This is a genomic window from Hydrogenophaga sp. BPS33 (assembly GCF_009859475.1).
Lineage (GTDB): Bacteria > Pseudomonadota > Gammaproteobacteria > Burkholderiales > Burkholderiaceae_C > Hydrogenophaga.
Map to the genome: position 1 here is coordinate 2,355,706 of NZ_CP044549.1, position 20,715 is coordinate 2,376,420.

General features: G+C 64.9%; 15 protein-coding genes. 8 read left to right on the forward strand and 7 right to left on the reverse strand.

Annotation, left to right across the window (positions count from 1 at the left end; genetic code table 11):
• Positions 1-239: 239 nt before the first annotated feature.
• Positions 240-2,621: a hypothetical protein gene (locus tag F9K07_RS10990; protein ID WP_159592811.1), complete on the forward strand. Its 2,382-nt coding sequence runs from the start codon at positions 240-242 to the stop codon at positions 2,619-2,621.
• A 73-nt stretch (positions 2,622-2,694) separates the two neighbouring features.
• Here the strand turns inward: F9K07_RS10990 and F9K07_RS10995 are convergent, their stop codons facing one another.
• The gene (locus F9K07_RS10995; RefSeq protein ID WP_159592814.1) at positions 2,695-3,087 is read right to left on the reverse strand and encodes a GFA family protein; all 393 of its coding nucleotides are present in this window, start codon (positions 3,085-3,087) and stop codon (positions 2,695-2,697) included.
• A gap of 130 nt (positions 3,088-3,217) precedes the next feature.
• Positions 3,218-4,567: an MFS transporter gene (locus F9K07_RS11000; RefSeq protein ID WP_159592817.1), complete on the reverse strand. Its 1,350-nt coding sequence runs from the start codon at positions 4,565-4,567 to the stop codon at positions 3,218-3,220.
• A gap of 214 nt (positions 4,568-4,781) precedes the next feature.
• On the opposite strand from F9K07_RS11000, the gene cyoA reads away from it, so the two are divergent.
• The 7 genes from cyoA to F9K07_RS11035 are packed head-to-tail and all read left to right on the forward strand — an operon-like array spanning position 4,782 to position 11,487.
• Positions 4,782-5,792, forward strand: a complete 1,011-nt coding sequence (gene cyoA, locus F9K07_RS11005) for a ubiquinol oxidase subunit II (protein WP_159592820.1) — start codon at positions 4,782-4,784, stop codon at positions 5,790-5,792.
• Between the two features lie 7 nt (positions 5,793-5,799).
• On the forward strand, positions 5,800-7,800 hold the full coding sequence (gene cyoB, locus F9K07_RS11010) for a cytochrome o ubiquinol oxidase subunit I (protein WP_201451544.1): 2,001 nt from the start codon (positions 5,800-5,802) through the stop codon (positions 7,798-7,800).
• Position 7,801: 1 nt separating this feature from the next.
• A complete protein-coding gene (cyoC, locus tag F9K07_RS11015) occupies positions 7,802-8,419 on the forward strand; it encodes a cytochrome o ubiquinol oxidase subunit III (RefSeq protein ID WP_159592826.1) in 618 nt (205 codons plus the stop codon).
• On the forward strand, positions 8,419-8,823 hold the full coding sequence (gene cyoD / locus F9K07_RS11020) for a cytochrome o ubiquinol oxidase subunit IV (RefSeq protein ID WP_159592829.1): 405 nt from the start codon (positions 8,419-8,421) through the stop codon (positions 8,821-8,823). Before cyoC ends, cyoD begins: the two co-directional genes overlap by 1 nt.
• Complete coding sequence (locus F9K07_RS11025) at positions 8,820-9,584, forward strand: SURF1 family protein (protein ID WP_201451545.1); 765 nt, start codon at positions 8,820-8,822, stop codon at positions 9,582-9,584. Before cyoD ends, F9K07_RS11025 begins: the two co-directional genes overlap by 4 nt.
• A 27-nt stretch (positions 9,585-9,611) precedes the next feature.
• On the forward strand, positions 9,612-10,943 hold the full coding sequence (locus F9K07_RS11030) for an ATP-binding protein (RefSeq protein WP_236581884.1): 1,332 nt from the start codon (positions 9,612-9,614) through the stop codon (positions 10,941-10,943).
• Positions 10,933-11,487: a response regulator transcription factor gene (locus tag F9K07_RS11035; RefSeq protein WP_159592832.1), complete on the forward strand. Its 555-nt coding sequence runs from the start codon at positions 10,933-10,935 to the stop codon at positions 11,485-11,487. Before F9K07_RS11030 ends, F9K07_RS11035 begins: the two co-directional genes overlap by 11 nt.
• An 84-nt stretch (positions 11,488-11,571) precedes the next feature.
• Here the strand turns inward: F9K07_RS11035 and F9K07_RS11040 are convergent, their stop codons facing one another.
• From F9K07_RS11040 to F9K07_RS11060, 5 genes are all read right to left on the reverse strand, one after another.
• On the reverse strand, positions 11,572-12,027 hold the full coding sequence (locus tag F9K07_RS11040; RefSeq protein ID WP_159592835.1) for a hypothetical protein: 456 nt from the start codon (positions 12,025-12,027) through the stop codon (positions 11,572-11,574).
• Entirely contained in the window at positions 12,024-13,520 is a 1,497-nt protein-coding gene (locus tag F9K07_RS11045) for a DUF6862 domain-containing protein (protein ID WP_159592838.1), read from the reverse strand. Before F9K07_RS11045 ends, F9K07_RS11040 begins: the two co-directional genes overlap by 4 nt.
• A 10-nt stretch (positions 13,521-13,530) precedes the next feature.
• Positions 13,531-13,881 carry a hypothetical protein gene (locus tag F9K07_RS11050; protein WP_159592841.1) on the reverse strand — a complete coding sequence of 117 codons (351 nt, stop codon included), beginning with the start codon at positions 13,879-13,881 and terminating at the stop codon, positions 13,531-13,533.
• Between the two features lie 240 nt (positions 13,882-14,121).
• Positions 14,122-14,574 carry a hypothetical protein gene (locus F9K07_RS11055; protein ID WP_159592844.1) on the reverse strand — a complete coding sequence of 151 codons (453 nt, stop codon included), beginning with the start codon at positions 14,572-14,574 and terminating at the stop codon, positions 14,122-14,124.
• Complete coding sequence (locus F9K07_RS11060) at positions 14,571-20,543, reverse strand: two-partner secretion domain-containing protein (protein WP_159592847.1); 5,973 nt, start codon at positions 20,541-20,543, stop codon at positions 14,571-14,573. Before F9K07_RS11060 ends, F9K07_RS11055 begins: the two co-directional genes overlap by 4 nt.
• Between the last annotated feature and the right edge of the window lie 172 nt (positions 20,544-20,715).

The following is a 20,715-nucleotide window of genomic DNA, read 5'->3' on the forward strand; positions in this document are numbered from 1 at the left end:
GAAAAGGGGGATCTTAGGGGATATCAGGAGCGCGGCCGCGCCGGTGCTCATGCCCAACTTCGGCCAGAGGCCGGCCATTTCCTGGGCAGTGCGGCCCGACTCGGTCGCGCCGAACTCGGCGAGGCTGGGCGCGCACTGGCCATTTGCTCACGCTTGGTGCACATACACGTGCATGTGGCACTGCGCGATCATGGTGAAGGGGCGGGGAACACTTGCAGTGCCCAAGGTACTGACGCGGCATGAACATCCACAGAACGCCGCTGCAAACATTCCCATCACAGCAAGCGGGCGCCTCAGCCCGGGCGAGCGCGCAACCGCAGACCGGCACGACCCCGGTGGAAGGCCATGTGCCCAGGGCCCATCCGAGCCCCCATGGGGTGATCTTTGTGGACCTGACGGTCGATCCCTCTGCGCAGGAGGAACATGCGCAGATGTATCCGAGCCATACGCATCAACAGCAAGTTGCCATGCCGTTCGTTCTACAGATGCCGCGCACGGTGGCGGACGTCGATGCGGCCGTGAGATGCGCAGGCGAAGCCTTCGGGGATCTCTATGTGCGCGACGACTGGGTGGGCGCAGCAGCGGTGCTCAAGACCCTTGGAGAGACCATGGCGTTGCTCCGTCTTCCAGCAACAGAAGGCAAGGCCCTTTCGGCGCTGGAGGACGCTGCGCTCAAGCACCTGGGCCTTTTCAATCGCATCTGCATGGCATTTGCGATGGGGGCTTGCCACTACCATAACGGGGCACCGTATGACAGCCCCTGGAATGGCGGCTTGCGCTTTCAAGCAGCGGGAGATCCAGTGTCCACCCACCGGCTTGTTGAACACTATGCAGCTGATTCTCGGCTTCCGGCGTCGCGTGCCGAGGCGCTGGCGGCGGCGTTGGTGCACCTGAGTTGGCTGGCTCCGACGTGGCATCCGGATGGGGGACCTCCCAAGCAGGAAATTGACGGACAGGTGCTGAATGCCTTGTGGCATTTGTCCGACGCTTTGACCAGCGTTTACGCCACGCTCGCCCAGCACGAGAAGGCCGCTTTTCTGAATGACCTTCTCTCTGCTGTCACGCCGGCTTACTGCTCGCCCTTGTTGGCGTCCGGGATCGCCCAGCTCCCGGTCTTTGCATTGTGCGGGGGGTATCTGAAGTTGCATCTCGACGCCATTCAGGCGGGGCCGGGTGCGGCGCTTTTCCCCATGCAATCCAACAGCGCCAAGGGCCATCACCCTGCAGGGCCTCAAAGCGATCAGGGCCAGCCAGGTGGCACTGGTGAAAAGCGCAGACGTGGAAGTGACCTCGAGGAAGCGGCCGACCGCGATCGGCACCAGCAGCGGCCGCGCACCGCTTCGGCTCCAGAAACCGGGTCCTCAGCGCCTGCCATACGCACATGGGTTATTCCCGACATGGGCGCGGCTGCGCAACCGATGGGCAAGGTTCCCGATGTCCTTGCCAACAACAACAGCAACAGCAACAGCAGCAACGCCGTGTTCGCCGCGCCGTATCTGCCGCCTTACGTGGTACCGGACAGCGTCTCTCCTGACATGCCGTTGATCTTGAAGACGCCGCTCACAAAGAAGGAGGTCGGTGCGGCGGTGAAGAAAGCCAGGACGGCTTTCAGGGATCGAGGCGAAAAGGGGGACTGGGATGGCGTGAGCCAATCACTTCGGGTCCTGGGAGAGTCCATGGCGTCGATCCCGAAACCCCTGGAGCTGGTGGCACTGAACAAGCTCAAGTATCTTGACCCTTACGACCCTGCCGACTCCGCTTTTCTGATGGGGTCATGCCACTACTACGGCCCCGGTTCCTACAGCGGTTCGTGGCCTAGCGGCTTGCGCTTTCAATCCGCGAACTCAACCTGCACGATGGTCAAAGTGGTTGAGCACTATGCGCTGAGTTTCGGAAGTACCGAGTCGCGTACCCGGGCCTTCAAGGCGGTGCTCGTGCATCTGGGTTGGCTCGCGCCGAACTGGGTGAACCTGGGTGGACGGAACCCTATGGGGTTGCAAAAGCAACGTCTTGGGTTGGCTTTCCAAGCGCTCTCCACCGAGTTGATGAAAGTCCATGACAAATTTGTTTCGCCGCTGGATAAACACGATTTTCTGAAGGACCTGTTGTCTGCCGTCAGCCCGACCTACTGTTCGCCCTTGTTGGTGTCCTGGATCGCTGCTTCGCCAGCCTTTCGGGCGTGCGGCGACGGACTCGCGACGAGGCTGGCAGAGATCAAGGCGCGGAACGGGCTGGGACTTTTCCCCCTGAATCCCCGCTTGATGAAGGACGAGCGCTGGGGAAAGGGTGTGTTCGGATCTTTCGAGTGGCAAGCGGTGCCCTTTGGTGAGTCCGTCGATGCCCACAACGGCAGCAACACCAACACCAACACCAACACCGTGTTCGTGGACCCCGACCCGCCGCAGATGCATGAGCCGCAGATGCATGTGCCAGAAGCGATAGGGCGACAAGCATTGGATCGACTCACTCGAGTGCAACGCACGCGGGAGCATGAGTCGTTCCTGTCCGATGACCGTGCCCCTGCGCCTGAGCCGGCCCGGACACCGCCGCCAGGGACGGACGCGCCGATCACTGACGACCCCGAACCGCTCGCTGACTGGTTCGATGTGATCTGGGGATGACCTTGCCGTGCCGCCGTGCCGCCGTGCCGCCGTGCGCCGCAGGCGTCATGGGCGCGCTTCCAAGAGGCGTGACTCACGCTTCGAAGCGACCCGTGTCTTCCCGATCATGTTCGTAGTGGTGCGCCAGTGGAAACGGCGGCAACCAGGACTCGCGGCGCACGGTCCAGAGTTCGTACGTCGGCACGAATTGATCGGGTGCATCGAGGGCGCCGAGGTTCACTTCGACCTCGTCGCCCGAGCGGCCGAACACGGTCGAACCACAGCGCGGGCAGAAGAACCGTCCGGCGTAGTCGCGGATGTCGCCCTTGATCGTCACCGCGTCTTGGGGAAACACCGCCGAGGCATGAAAGAGCGCGCCGTGGTGCTTGCGGCAGTCGAGGCAATGGCACAGGCCGACCCGGTAGGGACGGCCCGATGCTTCAATGCGGACGCTGCCACACAGGCAGCCCCCCTGGAATCGCTCCATGCGGCATCTCCTCAAGAGAAAACGGCTTTGGATCATAGGAGTCCGTGCGCCAGTTCACAAGGTTTCCTCGGCGCGCAGCACGAGCGCCACATGCGAGCGCCACACGCGCTCGGCCGCGCGACCCACGTCCTCAGTTGCGCGTCTCCAGCGCCCGGTTCAGGTACAGCGCTGCCAGCGTGCAGCCAGCGCCCGAGAGCAGGTAGAGCCCCACGTAGGCCAGCCCGAAATGCGCCGACAGGCCCAGCGCCACGAGCGGCGCGAAGGCGGCGCCAACCAGCCAGGCAATGTCGGCCGTCAAGGCCGCGCCGGTGTAGCGGAACCGCGCCGAGAAATTCGCCGTGACGGTGCCCGAAGCCTGGCCATAGGACAGGCCCAGCAGGATGAAGCCCACGAGGATGAACACGTCCTGCCCCAGCGTGCCGCCGTTGAGCAGGGTCGGTGCAAAGCCGCTGAACACCGCGATCAGCACCGCCAGGGTGCCCAGCGTGCGGCGACGCCCGTGGCGGTCGGCGATCCAGCCCGAGGCCACGATGCCGCCCGCGCACAGGAAGCCGCCCACGATCTGGATGAGCAGGAATTCGGAAATCGTCTGCTCCGCGAACAGTTGGATCCACGACAGCGGGAACACCGTGACCAGGTGGAACAGCGCGTAGCTGGCCAGCGCCGCGAAGGCGCCGATGAACACGTTGTAGCCCTGGCTGCTCAGCAGCTCGCGGGTCGGCACGGGTTCGAGTTCCTGCTGGTCCAGCAGGCGCTCGTATTCGTGTGTGACCACCAGGCGCAGCCGCGCGAACAGGGCCACGACGTTGATGGCGAAGGCCACGAAGAACGGGTAGCGCCAGCCCCAGGAGAGAAAGTCTTCCTGCGACAGGCTGGCGTAGAGGTAGGCGAACAGCGCCGTGGCCAGCACGAAGCCCAGCGGCGCACCCAGCTGGCCCAGCATGGCGTACCAGCCGCGCCGCTGGGGCGGCGCGTTCAGCGCGAGAAGGGAGGGCAGGCCGTCCCACGAGCCGCCCAGCGCCAGGCCCTGGCCGATGCGGAAGATGGAGAGCAGCACGATCGCACCGGCGCCCAGCGTGGCGTAGCCCGGCAGGAAGGCGATGCCCGCCGTGCTGCTGCCCAGGAGGAAGAGGGCGATGGTCAGCTTGGTGGCCCGGCCCCAGCGCCGCTGCACGGCCATGGAGATCACCGTGCCGATGGGGCGCGCGACGAACGCCAGGGCGAAGATGGCGAAGGCCCAGAGCGTGCCGTCCAGCCGGGACAGGTCGGGGAAGAAGACGGCCGGGAACACCAACACCGAAGCGATGCCGTAGACGAAGAAGTCGAAGTACTCGGAGGTGCGCCCGATGACCACGCCCACGGCGATGTCGCCAGGCGCAACGTCGCTGCTGGCAGGCAGGTGGTGGTCGCCCTCGGCGCGCGGCGTGCCGTGGGGGTCGAACGAGGGGCCGGAAGGGGTGGCGTGGCGGATGCTGGACATCGGGCGGGCTCCGAGGGACATGGGCCACGAAAGGGGTGGCCGCAAAAAGGCGAAAGTCACTATAAACCCGCGTTCTGCAGAAACGCCGGTTGGGCGAGGGACCTGGGACAAAACGTCCAATCGCGCTTCGCCGACCCGAGGGCTACATTGACCAGGTCTTCCGCAACTGGGGTTTGCCCGGGTGCGGGTGTTCGACCGCACCCTCTCACTCTGCATGCGACTTACCGCCCTGTTCCGTGGATCGATTCTGCTGATGCTGGCCAGTTTCCTGGCCGGCTGCAGCAAATTGGTCGTGCTCAACCCCGCCGGCGACATCGCCGCCCAGCAAGGCCAGCTGGTGGTGATCGCCACGGTGCTGATGCTGCTGATCATCGTGCCGGTGATCTTCCTGATCTTCCTGTTCGCCTGGCGCTACCGGCAGGGCAGCCAGCGCGCCGAAACCGACTACGCGCCCGACTGGGACCACTCGACCAAGCTGGAACTCGTGATCTGGGCCGCGCCGCTGATGATCATCATCGCGCTCGGTGCGCTGACCTGGATCACCACGCACAAGCTCGACCCCTACCGTCCGCTGGACCGCATTTCGGCTGGCAAGTCCCTGCCCGCCGACGTGAAGCCGCTCGAAGTGCAGGTGGTCTCGCTGGACTGGAAGTGGCTGTTCATCCTGCCCGAGCAGGGCATTGCGACGGTGAACGAGCTGGCCGCGCCGGTGGACCGTCCGATCCGTTTCAAGCTCACGTCGAGCACCACCATGAACGCGTTCTACGTGCCCGACCTGGCCGGCATGATCTACACCATGCCCGGCATGCAGACCGAGCTGAACGCCATCATCAACAAGCCCGGCGTGTTCCAGGGTATGTCCTCGCATTACAGCGGCGCGGGCTTCTCGGGCATGACCTTCAAGTTCCACGGCATGAGCGAAGAGGGCTTCGCGCAGTGGGTGGACAAGGCCAGGGCCAGCGGCCAGACCCTCTCGCGCGAGGCCTACCTCGCACTGGCCAAGCCCAGCGAGCGCGACCCGGTGGCCCGCTTCGCCTCGGTGGACGAATCCCTGTACCGGCGCGTACTCAACCTCTGCGTGGAAGAGGGCAAGGCCTGCATGCACGAGGTGATGGCCCAGGACGCGCGGCGCAACCGCGCCCACGCCGCTGGCGTCGCCCTGGCGGCTGCTTCCGGGCAGAGCGTCTGCACCGCATCCGAATCCTTCGATCTCCTGAACAACTGATATGTCCGTGTCTGCCGAACCCTCCGCCGCGCCCCACTGGCTTCTCGGGCGCCTGAGCTGGGACTCCGTGCCCATGGCGCACGAGCCCATCCTGCTCTGGACCTTCCTCGCCGTCGTTCTCGGCGGTGTGGTCATGCTCGCGCTGATCACGCGCTACCGCCTCTGGGGCCCTCTGTGGCGCGACTGGTTCTGCAGCATCGACCACAAGAAGATCGGCATCATGTACATGGTGCTGGGCATCGTGATGCTGCTGCGCGGCTTCTCCGACGCGATCATGATGCGCCTGCAGCAGGCCATGGCCTTCGGCGACAACCTGGGCTACCTGCCGCCGCACCACTACGACCAGATCTTCACCGCCCACGGCGTGATCATGATCTTCTTCGTGGCCATGCCGCTGGTCACGGGCCTCATGAACTACCTCGTGCCGCTGCAGATCGGCGCGCGCGACGTGGCCTTTCCCTTCCTCAACAACTTCAGCTTCTGGATGACCACCGCCGGCGCCGTGCTGGTGATGGTCTCGCTGTTCCTGGGCGAGTTCTCCACCGCTGGCTGGCTGGCGCTGTCCACGCTGGGCCAGCAGAACCCCGGGGTCGGGCTGGACTACTACATCTGGGCGCTGCAGATCGCGGGGGTGGGCACGACGCTCTCGGGCATCAACCTGCTGGTGACCATCATCAAGATGCGCGCGCCGGGCATGAACCTGATGAAGATGCCGGTGTTCGTGTGGACCTCGCTGTGTACCAACGCGCTGATCGTCGCCTCGTTCCCGGTCCTCACCGCGGCGCTGGTGCTGATGTCGCTGGACCGTTACGTCGGCACCAACTTTTTCACCAACGAGCTGGGCGGCAACCCCATGCTCTACGTGAACCTGATCTGGATCTGGGGCCACCCCGAGGTCTACATCCTGATCCTGCCGGCCTTCGGCATCTTCTCGGAGATCGTGGCCACCTTCAGCGGCAAGCGGCTGTTCGGCTACACCTCGATGGTCTATGCCACGGTGTGCATCACCATCCTGTCGTACCTGGTGTGGCTGCACCACTTCTTCACCATGGGCTCGGGCGCCAGCGTCAACAGCTTCTTCGGCATCACGACCATGATCATCTCGATCCCGACCGGGGCGAAGATCTTCAACTGGCTCTTCACCATGTACCGGGGCCGCATCCGCTTCACCGTGCCCATGCTCTGGACCGTGGGCTTCATGGTCACCTTCGTGGTGGGCGGCATGACTGGCGTGCTCCTGGCCGTGCCGCCGGCCGACTTCGTGCTGCACAACTCGCTGTTCCTGGTGGCGCACTTCCACAACGTGATCATCGGCGGCGTGGTGTTCGGCCTGTTCGCCGGCATGGTCTACTGGTTCCCCAAGGCCTTCGGTTACCAGCTCGACGAATTCTGGGGCAAGCTGTCCTTCTGGTTCTGGCTGCTGGGCTACTGGTTCGCCTTCACGCCGCTCTATGTGCTGGGCCTCATGGGCGTGACGCGCCGCGTCAACCACTTCGAAGATCCCTCGCTGCAGATCTGGTTCCAGATCGCGCTGTTCGGCGCGGTGCTGGTGGCCATCGGCATCGCCTGCTTCCTCATCTGCATCGGCGTGAGCTACCTGCGGCGCGAGCAACTGCGCGACCACACGGGCGACCCCTGGAACGGCCGCACGCTGGAATGGGCGACGTCCTCGCCACCGCCGGCCTACAACTTCGCCTTCACGCCGGTGGTGCACGACATCGATGCCTGGTGGGACATGAAGCGGCACGGCTACCAGCGTCCGCTCACCGGCTTCAAGGCCATCCACATGCCGTCGAACACGGCGGCCGGCGTGGTGATCGCGCTGCTCTCGCTGGTCTGGGGCTTCGCGCTGATCTGGCACATGTGGCCACTGGCCATCGGCTCGTTCGCGGCCATCGTGCTCGCGTCCATCGTGCACACCTTCAACTACCGGCGCGATTACTACATCCCCGCGGAAGAAGTGAGCGCCACCGAAAACGTGCGCACCCAGCAGCTTGCCCCTATCTGACATGGCCCATTCCATTCCCGTGACGGGCGCTCCGCGCGCCTACCACCTCGAACACGAACCGCATCCAGAGAACGGCACCGCGCTGGGCTTCTGGATGTACCTGATGAGCGACTGCCTCATCTTCGCCGCCCTGTTCGCCACCTACGGCGTGCTGGGCCGCAGCTACGCCGGTGGCCCCGGCGGTGCCGAGCTGTTCGACTTGAAGCTGGTGGCCATCAACACCGCCTTCCTGCTGCTGTCCTCCATCACCTTCGGCTTTGCCATGTTGCAGAAGCAGCAGGGCAAGAAGGGCGGCACGCTGGCCTGGTTGGCCGTCACCGGTGTCTTCGGCCTGGCCTTCCTGGGCCTGGAGCTCTACGAGTTCCAGCATCTCATCCACCTGGGCGCCACGCCCCAGAGCAGCGCGGCCATGTCGGCCTTCTTCACGCTGGTGGGCACGCACGGTCTGCACGTCACCTTCGGCTGTATCTGGCTGGTGGTGCTGATGATCCAGATCGCCCAGCACGGCCTCACGCGCGAGAACAAGCGCCGCCTCATGTGCCTCTCGATGTTCTGGCACTTTCTGGACGTGGTCTGGATCGGTGTCTTCACCTTTGTCTATCTGATGGGAGTGCTGTGATGAGCGCACACGATGTCCACGCCGACGGGCACCACCACCACGACCATGACCATGACGAGCACGACGATGGCGCGCCGCACAGCAGCTTCTCGGGCTACATGGTCGGCTTCGTGCTCTCCATCGTGTTGACCGCGATCCCGTTCTGGCTGGTCATGGGCGACGTGATCAGCCACCGCACCACCGCGGTGCTGGTGCTCGGCGGCTTCGCGGTGCTGCAGATCCTGGTGCACATGGTGTGCTTCCTGCACATGAACGGCAAGGTCGAAGGCGGCTGGACCATGCTCTCCACCATCTTCACCGTGGTCTTCGTGGCCATCGCCATCGCCGGCACACTCTGGGTCATGTTCCACATGAACACCAACATGATGCCGTCGCACGAGATGCACAGACATCTGCCGTCATGACCCGTTCGCGGCGCGGCCTCGCGCTCATCCTGCTGGGAGCCTCGCTGCTCACCGCTGTGTTCGTGGCGCTGGGCGTGTGGCAGGTGCAGCGCATGGGCTGGAAGCACGATCTCATCGCCCGCGTCGAGGCGCGCGTGCAAGCCGCGCCCGTCGCGCCGCCGCCCATCACCGAATGGCCGCGTGTGCAGGCCGACCCCGCCGCCTTCGAGTACCGCCGCCTGCGGTTGCAGGGCGAGTTCCTGCACGCCGACGAAGCGCTGGTGCAAGCCGTCACCGAACGTGGCGCGGGCTTCTGGGTGGTGACACCGCTGCGCCAGGCCGATGGCCAGACCGTGCTGGTCAACCGTGGCTTCATCACCTCCGCCCAACGCGACCCTGCGGCCCGAGGTGCTCCCGCACCCGATGGGCAGGTCACGGTCACCGGCCTGCTGCGATTGTCCGAACCCGGCGGCGGCTTTCTGCGGAAGAACGATGCGAACGCCGACCGCTGGCATTCGCGCGACGTGGCCGCCATCGCCACCGCCCGCGGCCTGCCCATGGCCCGCGTGGCCCCGTTCTTCGTGGACGCCGAAGCCACGCCACAGGCCGCTGCCTGGCCGGTGGGCGGACTCACGGTGCTCCGGTTTTCCGACAGCCACCTGGTGTACGCGCTCACCTGGTTCGGCATGGCGCTCATGGCCGTGGTGGCCGCGGCCTACCTGTTGCGCGACGGCGTGGGACGTTCCCCGCCCCTGGCCGCAAAAACCTCGCTGGTGGCCTGAGCCTTGCGAGGCCGCCACAATCGCAGCGTGACCGCTGCCCAAGCCACCTCCGCCACCTCGCACACCGCCGTTGACCTGAACCAGGCCGCCGGCCTGAAGAACCTGCAGCAACTGATCCAGTTGCGCTGGATCGCCGTGTTCGGCCAGGTGATGACGATCGAGGTCGTGCACTATGGCTTGAACATCACCATTCCCATTCAGCACATGTTCGCCGTGCTGGCCGGTCTCGTGGTGTTCAATGTCGTGTCGCTGCTGCGCTGGCGCACCCGCGTGCGCGTCACCGATGCCGAGCTGCTGCTGGCCCTGCTGGTGGACGTGGGCGCGCTCACCGCGCAGCTCTACCTGAGCGGCGGCGCGAGCAACCCCTTCGTGTTCCTGTACCTGCTGCAGGTGATCCTGGGCGCGGTGCTGCTGCCCGCCTGGGCCACCTGGGCCATGGTGGGTGTCACCACGCTGTGCTTCGCCGGCCTGGCGGTGTTCGCCGTGCCGCTGCCCTTGTCGCCCGATCTGCACCAGGGCCTGGCCAGCCCCTACGTGCTCGGCATGCTGGTGTGTTTCGCGCTCAATGCGGCGCTGCTGGTGACCTTCATCACCCGCATCGTGGCCAACCTGCGCGAGCGCGACCTGCGACTGGCTGCCTTGCGCCAGCGCGCTGCGGAAGAAGAGCACGTGGTGCGCATGGGCCTGCTGGCCTCGGGTGCGGCGCACGAGCTGGGCACTCCGCTGTCCACGCTGGCCGTGATCCTCGGCGACTGGCAGCACCTGCCGCACTTCAGCTCCGAACCCGAACTGGCCCATGAAGTGGCCGAGATGCAGGAGCAGGTGGCGCGCTGCAAGGCCATCGTCAGCGGCATCCTGCTCTCGGCCGGCGAGGCGCGTTCCGAATCCTCGGGCGAAACCACGGTCTGCGCTTTTCTGGACGGCGCGGTCGAAGCCTGGCGGCAGCGCCGGCCCAGCGCGGGCTTCCGATACACCAACCGCTTCGGCCACGACCTGCCCATGGTGTCCGATTCGGCGCTCAAGCAGATGATCGGCAACGTGCTGGACAACGCGCTGGAAGCCTCGCCCGATGCCGTGCATTTCGAGGCCGCGCGAGAAGCCGACGCGCTGGTGCTGACCGTGAGCGACCAGGGGCCTGGTTTTGCGGCGCACCTGCTACCGCACATCGGCAAGCCCTACCAGTCCACCAAGGGCCGGCCGGGTGGCGGGCTGGGCCTGTTCCTGGTGTTCAACGTGGCGCGCACACTCGGCGGCACCGTCGCCGTGCGCAACCTCCAAGAAGGGGGCGCGGAAGTCCGCATCACGCTGCCGCTGGCCGCCATCACCCTGCCCGAGGAAGGACCGACGGATGAGCGCTGAAACCCCATCTCGCGAAGGCCGGCGGCTGCTGCTGGTCGAAGACGACGCGGCCTTCGCGCGCACCCTGGCGCGCTCCTTCGAACGCCGGGGCTATGACGTGCGCGTGGCCGCCAGCCTGGAACAACTGAGCACGCAACTGAGCAGCTTCACGCCCGACAAGGCCGTGGTCGACCTCAAGCTGCAAGGCGATGCCTCGGGCCTGGCCTGCGTGCAGGCCTTGCATGGGCACAACCCCCACATGCTCATCGTGGTGCTGACCGGTTTTGCGAGCATTGCCACGGCGGTGGAAGCCATCAAGCTCGGTGCCTGCCATTACCTGGCCAAGCCTTCGAACACCGACGACATCGAAGCCGCCTTCGGCCGCGCGCAAGGCACGACCGAGGTGGAGCTGACCAACCGCTCCAGCTCGATCAAGACGCTGGAGTGGGAGCGCATCCACGAGGTGCTGGCCGAGACCGGCTTCAACATCTCCGAGACCGCACGCCGCCTGGGCATGCACCGGCGGACCTTGGCGCGAAAGCTGGGCAAGCAGCAGGTGAAGTGACGCCCTCTTGGAGGGCGGGTGATGCGACGAGCCGAAATCGCGCAGGGTGGTCAGTGCGCTGCTCACCAGCGCACCGACGTGATGTCACCACGGACGCACAGGCAGCTTGGTCACGTTCTTGGCGATGCCGGTGTCGGGATCGAGGATGTAGTGTTGGTAAGCAGAACCATCAAGATGCAGAGTGCAGCCTGATGTCCAGGTCTGCACCATGGCGGGGGTTCTTCCATCGGGCTCGCTTTGAAAAGTGCCGTCTGCGTTCTCTACCCAGATTCGCATGAAGGGCTCGCGCGCGCCATCAAGCCCTTCGGCACGGGCTTGCCGGTGCAGTTCGTCCCACCAGCCGGGCGGATGGTTGCTGTCATTGCGCTGAACCTGCCAGAGAATTTCTCCTTGAGCGTTTCGGCGGTAGACGTTGTGATTCATTTTGTGAAGTTCCAGTTGCGGCTCGTCTCCTGTCTCGCAATACATCAGCACGAGTTGATCACCGTTAGGCATGTGAACGCGTCGCAACGGCCATCCATACATGTATTCGATGCTCATGGAAGATACCTTTCGTTGATGAACCAAGACGACGGAACTCTTCCGTCCGTCTTGATCTGAAACTGCACGCCACCCCCACCGCCGTTGTCACCCGTGTAGATTCCACGTGATGCACCAGGGGAGACACTTCCGGCAATGCTGACCTCCAATGTCACGCCCTTGGGCAGCACCACGTCGGTGATCTTGGTAGGCACTTGTGGCAATGCATATTTGCTTGCGATCTGTTCTGCCGTCAAACCTGCCACATCCTCGGCGCGCATGACCCAGGTTCCGACTTGGGAGGATAGATTGGGGAGATCGACATACACCCTCACCATTGTTGCTCCCTCCGCGGCATTGAGCGAAACGATCGACGACCCAGGCACGAAGGGCGCCTCAAAGCCATTGGTCTTCGCCAGCGCATTGGCCACATCCGCAGAGCGCATGCCTGTCACCGTGCTACCCATCGGCAAGCTCAGTGCCACCAGTTGGTTGGCCTGCTGCGTTGAGAGCTCTGCCGCCGGTGTCCAGGGCCCCGCTGCCGACATGGGACGCGTGGGGTCCGAGATGCCTCCATCCCTGTAGATGTTGTTGCGAACACGCGCCTCGGCCAGGAGCTTGGCCTGCTGGCTGCCCACAGGAGCCAGCACGCCGTCGGCAAAGCGCAGCATCTTCTGCCCGCCCTGCACAACGACCTCGGCCAGCACCTTGCCCGGCGCGGTGAGGAGCAACGCGCCTACCGCGAGATCTTCCGGCCCGGGCAATGCAAAGAGCAGCGCTTGCGAGGTGTTGTTCGCTTGTTGATCGTGGAAGTTGCCGGGTCGCGACGGTGTGCCCATGGTCGCCACATTCAGCACGAACCCCGAGTCGGGGCTGTTCGCCCATACCAACTGACCCGGCTGTCCTCGCACCACATTGCCCATGTTCGCGGCCTGCTGGCTGAGCTGTTGGCACAGCGCCGGGGTTGCACCGTTGCACGCGGTTTGAAGCTCGCGATCCCGTTGCCGAGACAGATCGGCCAGCGCATCGCGCCGTTGGCAGGCGCTGGCATCGCCCGTGGCGCAATCGGCGCTGGCGCGTGCGAATTGCTCGACCTCGGACAAGCGCAGTGGATGGGGCCGAACATGGTTGAGGTAGTTGTTCGCCGCCGCGTTCTCTCCGGCCGTGGAGGCGATCGTCACGCTCTGCGCATCGCCATCGGTGTGCATGGCGACCAGCGCACCGCCCAGGCCGGCAATGAGTTTGGCGAAGTTGGTGATGTCTCCGCTGGATCGCGTGCCATCGTCGATCCACTCCGCGGCCAGGTGCCCGAGCACGCCACCCGCTGCCCCGGCCGCGCAACCCTCCGACCCGGTCTGCACCGCACCTGCCGCGCAGCCCAGCAAGGCGTGAGCGAGCTTCTGGCCGGCGGGGTTGAGCACCACCTTGCCGTTGGCATCGCGCACCGTGAGATCGCCAGTGGTCTTGGAGTCGAACTCGGTCACGGTCGTGAGCGCGCTGCTTACCAGCCTCACCGACGCGATTTCACCAAGGACGCACAGGCAGCTTGGTCACGTTCTTGGCGATGCCGGTGTCGGGGTCGAGGATGTATTGCTGATAGGCCGAACCTCGGAGCCAAATCCTGCAGCCGGGTATCCACTTAGCTTCCAATGGAAGCGTTTCCATGGGTGTCTTGTTGTTGGTGCCGTCGGCGTACTCGATGAGGAACTCGGTGAAAGGCTCTCTCGCACCGTCAAGCCCTTCGGCACGGGCCTGGCGGTGCAGTTCGTCCCACCAGCCGGGTGGATGGTTGCTGTCTTCGCGCTGAACCTGCCAGACGATTTCTCCCCGGGTGTTAAAGCGATAGACGTTGCGGTTGATATCGTGAAGCGACAAGAAGTCTCCATCCTCATAGGCTGAAGCTAGGACGAGCAGATCGCCAACGGGTAGATGGACGCGCTTCCATATTCCTGGCCTTTTGATTGACGGATTCATTTGAGGATGTCTCTCGGGTTAGCAAACCAACTTTCAAACTCAGACGGCTGCTTTGGGATCGTTTTAATCTGAAACTGCACGCCCCCCACCACCGTTGTCCCCGGTGTGGATGCCTCGAGATGCGCCCGGGGAGACGCGATGTCACCAGGGACGCACAGGCAGCTTGGTCACGTTCTTGGCGATGCCGGTGTCGGGGTCGAGGAGGTATTTCTGGTAGGCCGAACCTCGTAGCCAGATCCTGCAGCCGGGTACCCACTTGTCTTCCAACGGCAGGGTTTCCATGGGCGTCTTGTTGTTGGAACCATCGGCATATTCGATAAGGAACTCGGTAAAAGGCTCTCGTGCACCGTCAAACCCTTCTGCGCGGGCCTGCCGGTGCAAAGACTCCCACCAGTCGGGCGGATGGTTGCCGTCATCGCGCTGAACTTGCCAGACGATTTCTCCTTGAACATCGAGGCGGTAGACGTTGTGGTTCATAGTGTGTAGCGCCAACTTTGGCTCATTCCCGGTCTTGCAGTACATGAGAACGAGTTGATCTCCATTTGGCATGTAAACGTGTCGCAACGGCCATCCATACATGTATTCGATGCTCATGGCAGATCCCTTTCGTTGATGAACCAAGAAGACGGAACTCTTCCGTCTGTCTTGATCTGAAACTGCACGCCACCCCCACCACCGTTGTCACCGGTGTAGATGCCCTTGGATGCACCAGGGGAGACACTTCCGGCAATGCTGACCTCCAATGTCACGCCCTTGGGCAGGACCACGTCGGTGATCTTGGTAGGTATCTGAGGCAACGCATATTTGCTCGCGATCTGTTCCGCTGTCAGGCCAGCTACATCTTCGGCACGCATTACCCAGGTTCCGCTTTGGGTCGAGTCGCCACCATATACCCGCACCATACTCGCGCCTTCCGCGGCATTGAGCGAAACGATCGACGAGCCGGGCACGAAGGGAGCCTCATAGCCATGGGTCTTCGCCAGCGCATTGGCCACATCCGCAGAGCGCATGCCTGTGACCGTGCTACCCACCGGCAAGCTCAATGCCACCAGTTGGTTGGCCTGCTGCGTTGAGAGTTCGGCCGCCGGCGCCCAGGGCCCCGCTGCCGACATGGGACGCGTGGGGTCCGAGATGCCTCCATCCCTGTAGACGTTGTTGCGAACACGCGCCTCGGCCAGGAGCTTGGCCTGCTGGCTGCCCACAGGAGCCAGCACCCCATCGGCAAAGCGCAGCATCTTCTGCCCGCCCTGCACAACGACCTCGGCCAGCACCTTGCCCGGCGCGGTGAGGAGCAACGCGCCTACCGCGAGATCTTCCGGCCCGGGCAATGCAAAGAGCAGCGCTTGCGAGGTGTTGTTCGCTTGTTGATCGTGGAAGTTGCCGGGTCGCGACGGTGTGCCCATGGTCGCCACATTCAGCACGAACCCCGAGTCGGGGCTGTTCGCCCATACCAACTGACCCGGCTGTCCTCGCACCACATTGCCCATGTTCGCGGCCTGCTGGCTGAGCTGTTGGCACAGCGCCGGGGTTGCACCGTTGCACGCGGTTTGAAGCTCGCGATCCCGTTGCCGAGACAGATCGGCCAGCGCATCGCGCCGTTGGCAGGCGCTGGCATCGCCCGTGGCGCAATCGGCGCTGGCGCGTGCGAATTGCTCGACCTCGGACAAGCGCAGTGGATGGGGCCGAACATGGTTGAGGTAGTTGTTCGCCGCCGCGTTCTCTCCGGCCGTGGAGGCGATCGTCACGCTCTGTGCATCGCCATCGGTGTGCATGGCTACCAGTGCACCGCCCAGACCCGCAATGAGTTTGGCGAAGTTGGCGATGTCCGCGTTCGATCGCGTGCCATCGTCGATCCACTCCGCGGCCAAGTGCCCGAGTACGGCCCCGGCTGCCCCTGCCGCGCAGCCTTCAGAACCAGTCTGCACCGCACCAGCCGCGCAGCCCAGCAAGGCGTGTGCGAGCTTCTGGCCGGCGGGGTTGAGCACCACGTTGCCGTTGGCATCGCGCACCGTGAGATCACCAATGGTCTTGGAGCCGAACTCGGTCACGGTCGTGAGCGCGCTGCTCACCAGCGCACCGACGATGGCGTCTTCCAGGTCCGTGCCCTGCAGCGCCGCATTGACCACGGCGCGCCCGGTCTGTTCAACGAGTTGTTTACCGAGGTAAGCGCCTGGGCCGTCGGCCAGCTTGATATCCGACAAGGGCTTGCCGTTGAAGCTGACGTATTTGCCGATGTTGTGCGCCACCCCGGCGGTGACCATGCTGGTGAGAATGGCCTTGACGCTCTCGCTGGAGCCCAGATCCTTGAGCACGGCGCCCAGGTCGCCGCCGTTGTTGATGAAGCTCACGGCCGTCGTGCTGACCAGCGCGGTGAAGCCGGCGTTGACGGCGGCACCTGCGGCGGTGAAGGTGGTGACACCGGCCGCGCTCGTGGTGGCCAATGTGGTGCCCGCCACGGTGGTGGTGGAGGCACCCGCCGCCGCCGGTGCCGTGCTGCCCACGACCCCCGATCCCATGCCGGCGGTGAAGTACGCCACGACGGCGGTCACGATGGCCGCACCCAGCCCGGTCAAGCCTTGTTGTTCGTGGTCCCACTGGCGTCTGGCCAGTTCGATGGCTTGCCAGTCCACGTCGTCTCTTTTGGCGAGTTCGCCCAGGTAGGCCAGGCCGGGCTGTTCGCTCAGCAAGCGGGCCTGCTCGCGCACAGGCGCGCCTTGGGGAACCTGCACGCCGATGCGCAGGCCCGGGTCGATGTGAACCTTGCCGTGCAGCTCGGTGGGCACCAGGGTGTCCAGTTCATGGCCGTGGCTGGCCGTGCTTTGCCAGACGCGGTCGCTCTCGCTGCGGCGTTCGCTGCTGTGCACGTCGCGCTCGACCACGGCGCCCAGCAGCAGATCGGCTTTGATGTCTCTCTGGCCGTCGGGGCCTTCGATGGGAGCTTCCGCTGGCACACCGCGCCGGAGGTAGATGTCGGGCGCTTGCAGCCGTGCGCCGAGCAGTTCGATGCGCTGGGGCGATTCGATGTGGATGGCGTTGCCAGCGTTGAGTTCGGCGACCTGGGCCTGGCTGCGCAGGGTGGTCTGATCGATCTCGGTCTTGCTCTGGTGAGCGCCTTTGTCGAGCACGCCACCCCGGCGTCGCACCTCGGTGTCGCGCTCGTGCTGGTGGGTGTCTTGCGCGGCGTCGAGGCGCACGAGATGTTCACCCCGGATGTGGATGTCTTCTTCGGCGCCGATGGTGGCGCCTCGGACCACGGTGGCGCCGCCTTCCAGCGTGACGTTGCGTCCTTGCAGGCGGCTGCGCTGCGATTCGATTTGTTGCACCTGGACGTCGGTGGTGACGGTTTTGCGGGTGAACAAGCCCTTGGTTTCGGTGCGGTGGTGTTCGTCGGCCTCCAGGGTGTTTTGGCCGGCTTCGATGAGCAGCACGCCTTCGGCCTTGGCTTGGAGGTCGCCTTGGGCCTCGATATCGACCGCCCGCGCGATCAGGTGTTGGCCGGCTTGCAAGCCCACGTCGCCACCGGCGCTGATGCGCGTGCCGGTTTCTTCGCTGCGTGTGGTGCGCTGGCGGTGCTCGGGGTTCCAGTGAAGGTCGTCGGTAGCACCGGTGCGCACGGTGTCGAGGTTCAGATCGCGCCCGGCGCTGATGAGGGTGGCACCGTTGCCATCGTTGCGGATGTCGGAAGCGGTGAGGGTCACGTCGCGCCCGGCCTGGGCGAGCAGCACGGCGGCTTCGTCGCTCACGTACAGGCGCGCTTGCCGATCGATGCCGGTGCGCTCGAAGGTGTTGTTCCCGGCCTGCGTGGTGGTCGTGCGGGTGGTGCTGGCGACGTTCAGATCGCGCCCGGCATCGAGCACGATCGCATCCTTGGCGTGGACTTCACCGCCCTGGATGTTCAGGTCACGCCCGGCACCCATTGCCACAACGTCACCGCTGATCTGGCCGCTGTGCCCGATGTCGCGCCCGGCCGTGACCTGCACCAACTGCCGACCCGCCACGGTGCCGCTGTTCAAGACATCGCCGCTCATGTGGATCTTCACCGTCTCGCCCGCGATCAGCGCACCACTGGGGCTCAGGTCACCTGCTCGGGGTGCCAGGTAAACCCGGGGCACGAGCGCCTTCTCGCGTCTGCCGTCGGGCAAGGTCACGTCCTCGGCCACCAGCCAGACGATGTCGCTGGTGAGCGCGGCCATTTGCTCCGCGCTCAATGTGATGCCCGGGCGCAGTTGGAATTCCTGCGCAAAGGTCAGCCCCGCGTTCATGAGCGCGAGGAACTGCGCTTCGTCGTCCCGGTAGTCACCCAGGAAGCGTTGACCGGTGAGTTGGCCCACTTGTTCGCGGATGAGCCTTTGTTCGTAGAAGCCATCACCGAGGCGTTTCTCCAGGCGTTTCTGAACGCTGTTGGGGTCGACCGATATGGCCTTGAGCAGGTAGTCCGAACCGAGCCATTGGCGTTGATCGGTGAACAACGGATCGGTCTCGATCAAGGTCTTGCCTTGGGGATCGGGGTTGGGCTTGAACAAGCCGCTGTGCATCACCGGCGGGATGGCCTGGCCACCCTGGCTGCGCGCCACGTTGATGGGCACGCCCCGCTCCTGCACCGCCTGGTACGGGCTGTGTTCGTAGAGCCGATCGTCGTTCTTGAACAGGCCTTCTTCGCGCCGCCAGCTGTAGACCGCCTGCCCGCTGAGCTCGGTGCGCGCCACTACCTCGCTGCCCCGGCTCTCCAAGTTGGCACCCTGCACCTTCAACGCCCCGCCAGCCATGATCTCGCTGTTGTGGTTGAGCAGCTGGCCCCGCGCGTTGATCGCCATGTCCCCACCCGAGACGATCTGCCCCGGCGCGCTGCTCACCACCTTGGGGTTGTACGCCGTGGCCGTGGCGTCGATCACCACCCAGTCTTCAAGCGTGCGCGCGGCCACGCTGGCGTTGTAGGCGCCGATCTTCTGGTCCAGCGCGTCTTGTTGTGCGCGCTTGTGCGCGTTGTACTGCGCCATCTGCTGCTGCCAGGCCGGGTCTTCGGAGCCGCCCTGGGGTGGTGGCTCGGGCGGTGGACCAAACGGTGTGACACCCAGGCGTTGCCAGATCGGGTGTTCGGGCGCGTAGGTGTCCCGAGTGGTCGGGTTGCACTCCGATCCCGGGCAGGGCTCTTCGGTGCGGCTGGCTTCGAGCTGGAAGCTGCCGCTCCAGCCCCCCAGGGGCACGGCCCACTGCGCGGCCAGTGCCGGGTACTGGGCAAAGGGGTAATCACCCGAGGGCAGCAGCACCTGCCATTCGGCCTTGTCCTCGTACCGGTCCAGCCGGTCGAAGTTCATCCCCAGTTCTTCGGCCTTGTAGTCCACCCCCTGGTGCCTCAGGCGCAGGTAGCGCTGGCCGGGCTCGGCCACGAGTTCGGTTCTGAAATGGTCGTTGGCGTTGACCAGCACGGGGGTGGTGATGGCCAGATCGCCCTGTGCTTCGATGCGCGCTGAGCGGTTCACGATGCGCTCGGTGGCGGTGAGCGCCATCTTGCCCAGGCTCAGGAGTTCGGCGCCTTCGGTGTTGTGGATCTGAGCGGCCTGGATGTTCAGGCTCTCGCGCGCGGCGATGACGCCGCCTTCCTGGTTGCGCACCTCGCTGGCGTTGCCGATCTGGACGTCCTGCCCATAGATCCGTCCCTGGTTGATGAGCTGGCCGTTGGGCAGCAGGGTGAGTTGGCCCTGGCTGGCGAGGGTGCCGCGGTGGTTCACGCCCAGGCCGTCTTCGCTGCCCACCAGGAAGATCTTGCCGGCGTACATGCCACCGATGGCGGCCGTGTCGAGCCAGAAGACGGGTTTGGGGATGCTGGGGGCTTGGGGGTCGGGGGCGATGGGGGTGGCAGTCACTTGCGGAGTGGCGGTGGCCGAGCCTTGTTCGATGCGCACCTCGGCCGCGCCGCCCACCACGCTCAGGTACTGGGCCCAGATGGCGGCGTTGACTTCGATGGCGCGCGCCAGGATGGCGGCGTGGCTGGCACCGCGCATGTCCAGCCCCAGCCCGTCGACGTTGATCTGGCCACCGCGCACGCGGAAGGACTCCAGCGAACCGCTGTTCATCACCGGGGTGCCGGTGGTGAGCGTGACGGCCGAGGCGTTGATGAAGCTGCCTCCGTTGACCTGGATGCCTGCGGGGTTGGCAACAATCACCTCAGCGCGCTGGCCAGCGACTTCGATCGGGCCTTTGAGGTACGAGGGGTTGGTGCTGTTGACTTCGTTGAGGATGACCCGCGCGGACCCAGTGGCCAGCCAGGGGTTGCCGGGGACGTGGCCGCCGAGTTGGGTGGGTGTGGCCGTGCGGCTGTTGTTGAGGATGGCGCCTTGGCCATTCACGTCGAACTGGCGGTAGGTGTTGCGCGAGACGCCGGCAGCACTCGGGGTCTGGATGTTGACCAGGGGCACACCGTTGGGGGCGCTCAGCACCGTGGGGCGCTGGCGGCCCGGGGCGTTGGGGTCGGCCACGATCTGGGCTTGGGCACAGACGATGACCAGCAGGCTGCAAAGACCCGTGGCCGTGGCAACGGCCACGCGCCGGTGGTGCTTGTTCATGGAGGACTCCCTGGAATTGGCTGTTGTGATCGGGCGAGATCACAACAAAAAATAGAATTCCAGGGAACCGGTCAAAAGCACTGAATTTGCGCTTCAGATCGCATGAAAAGGGGTTCCCTTACATGTGGTCGACAACGCGGGTTCTATGGTGCCTGCACGCATGCGGGCAGGG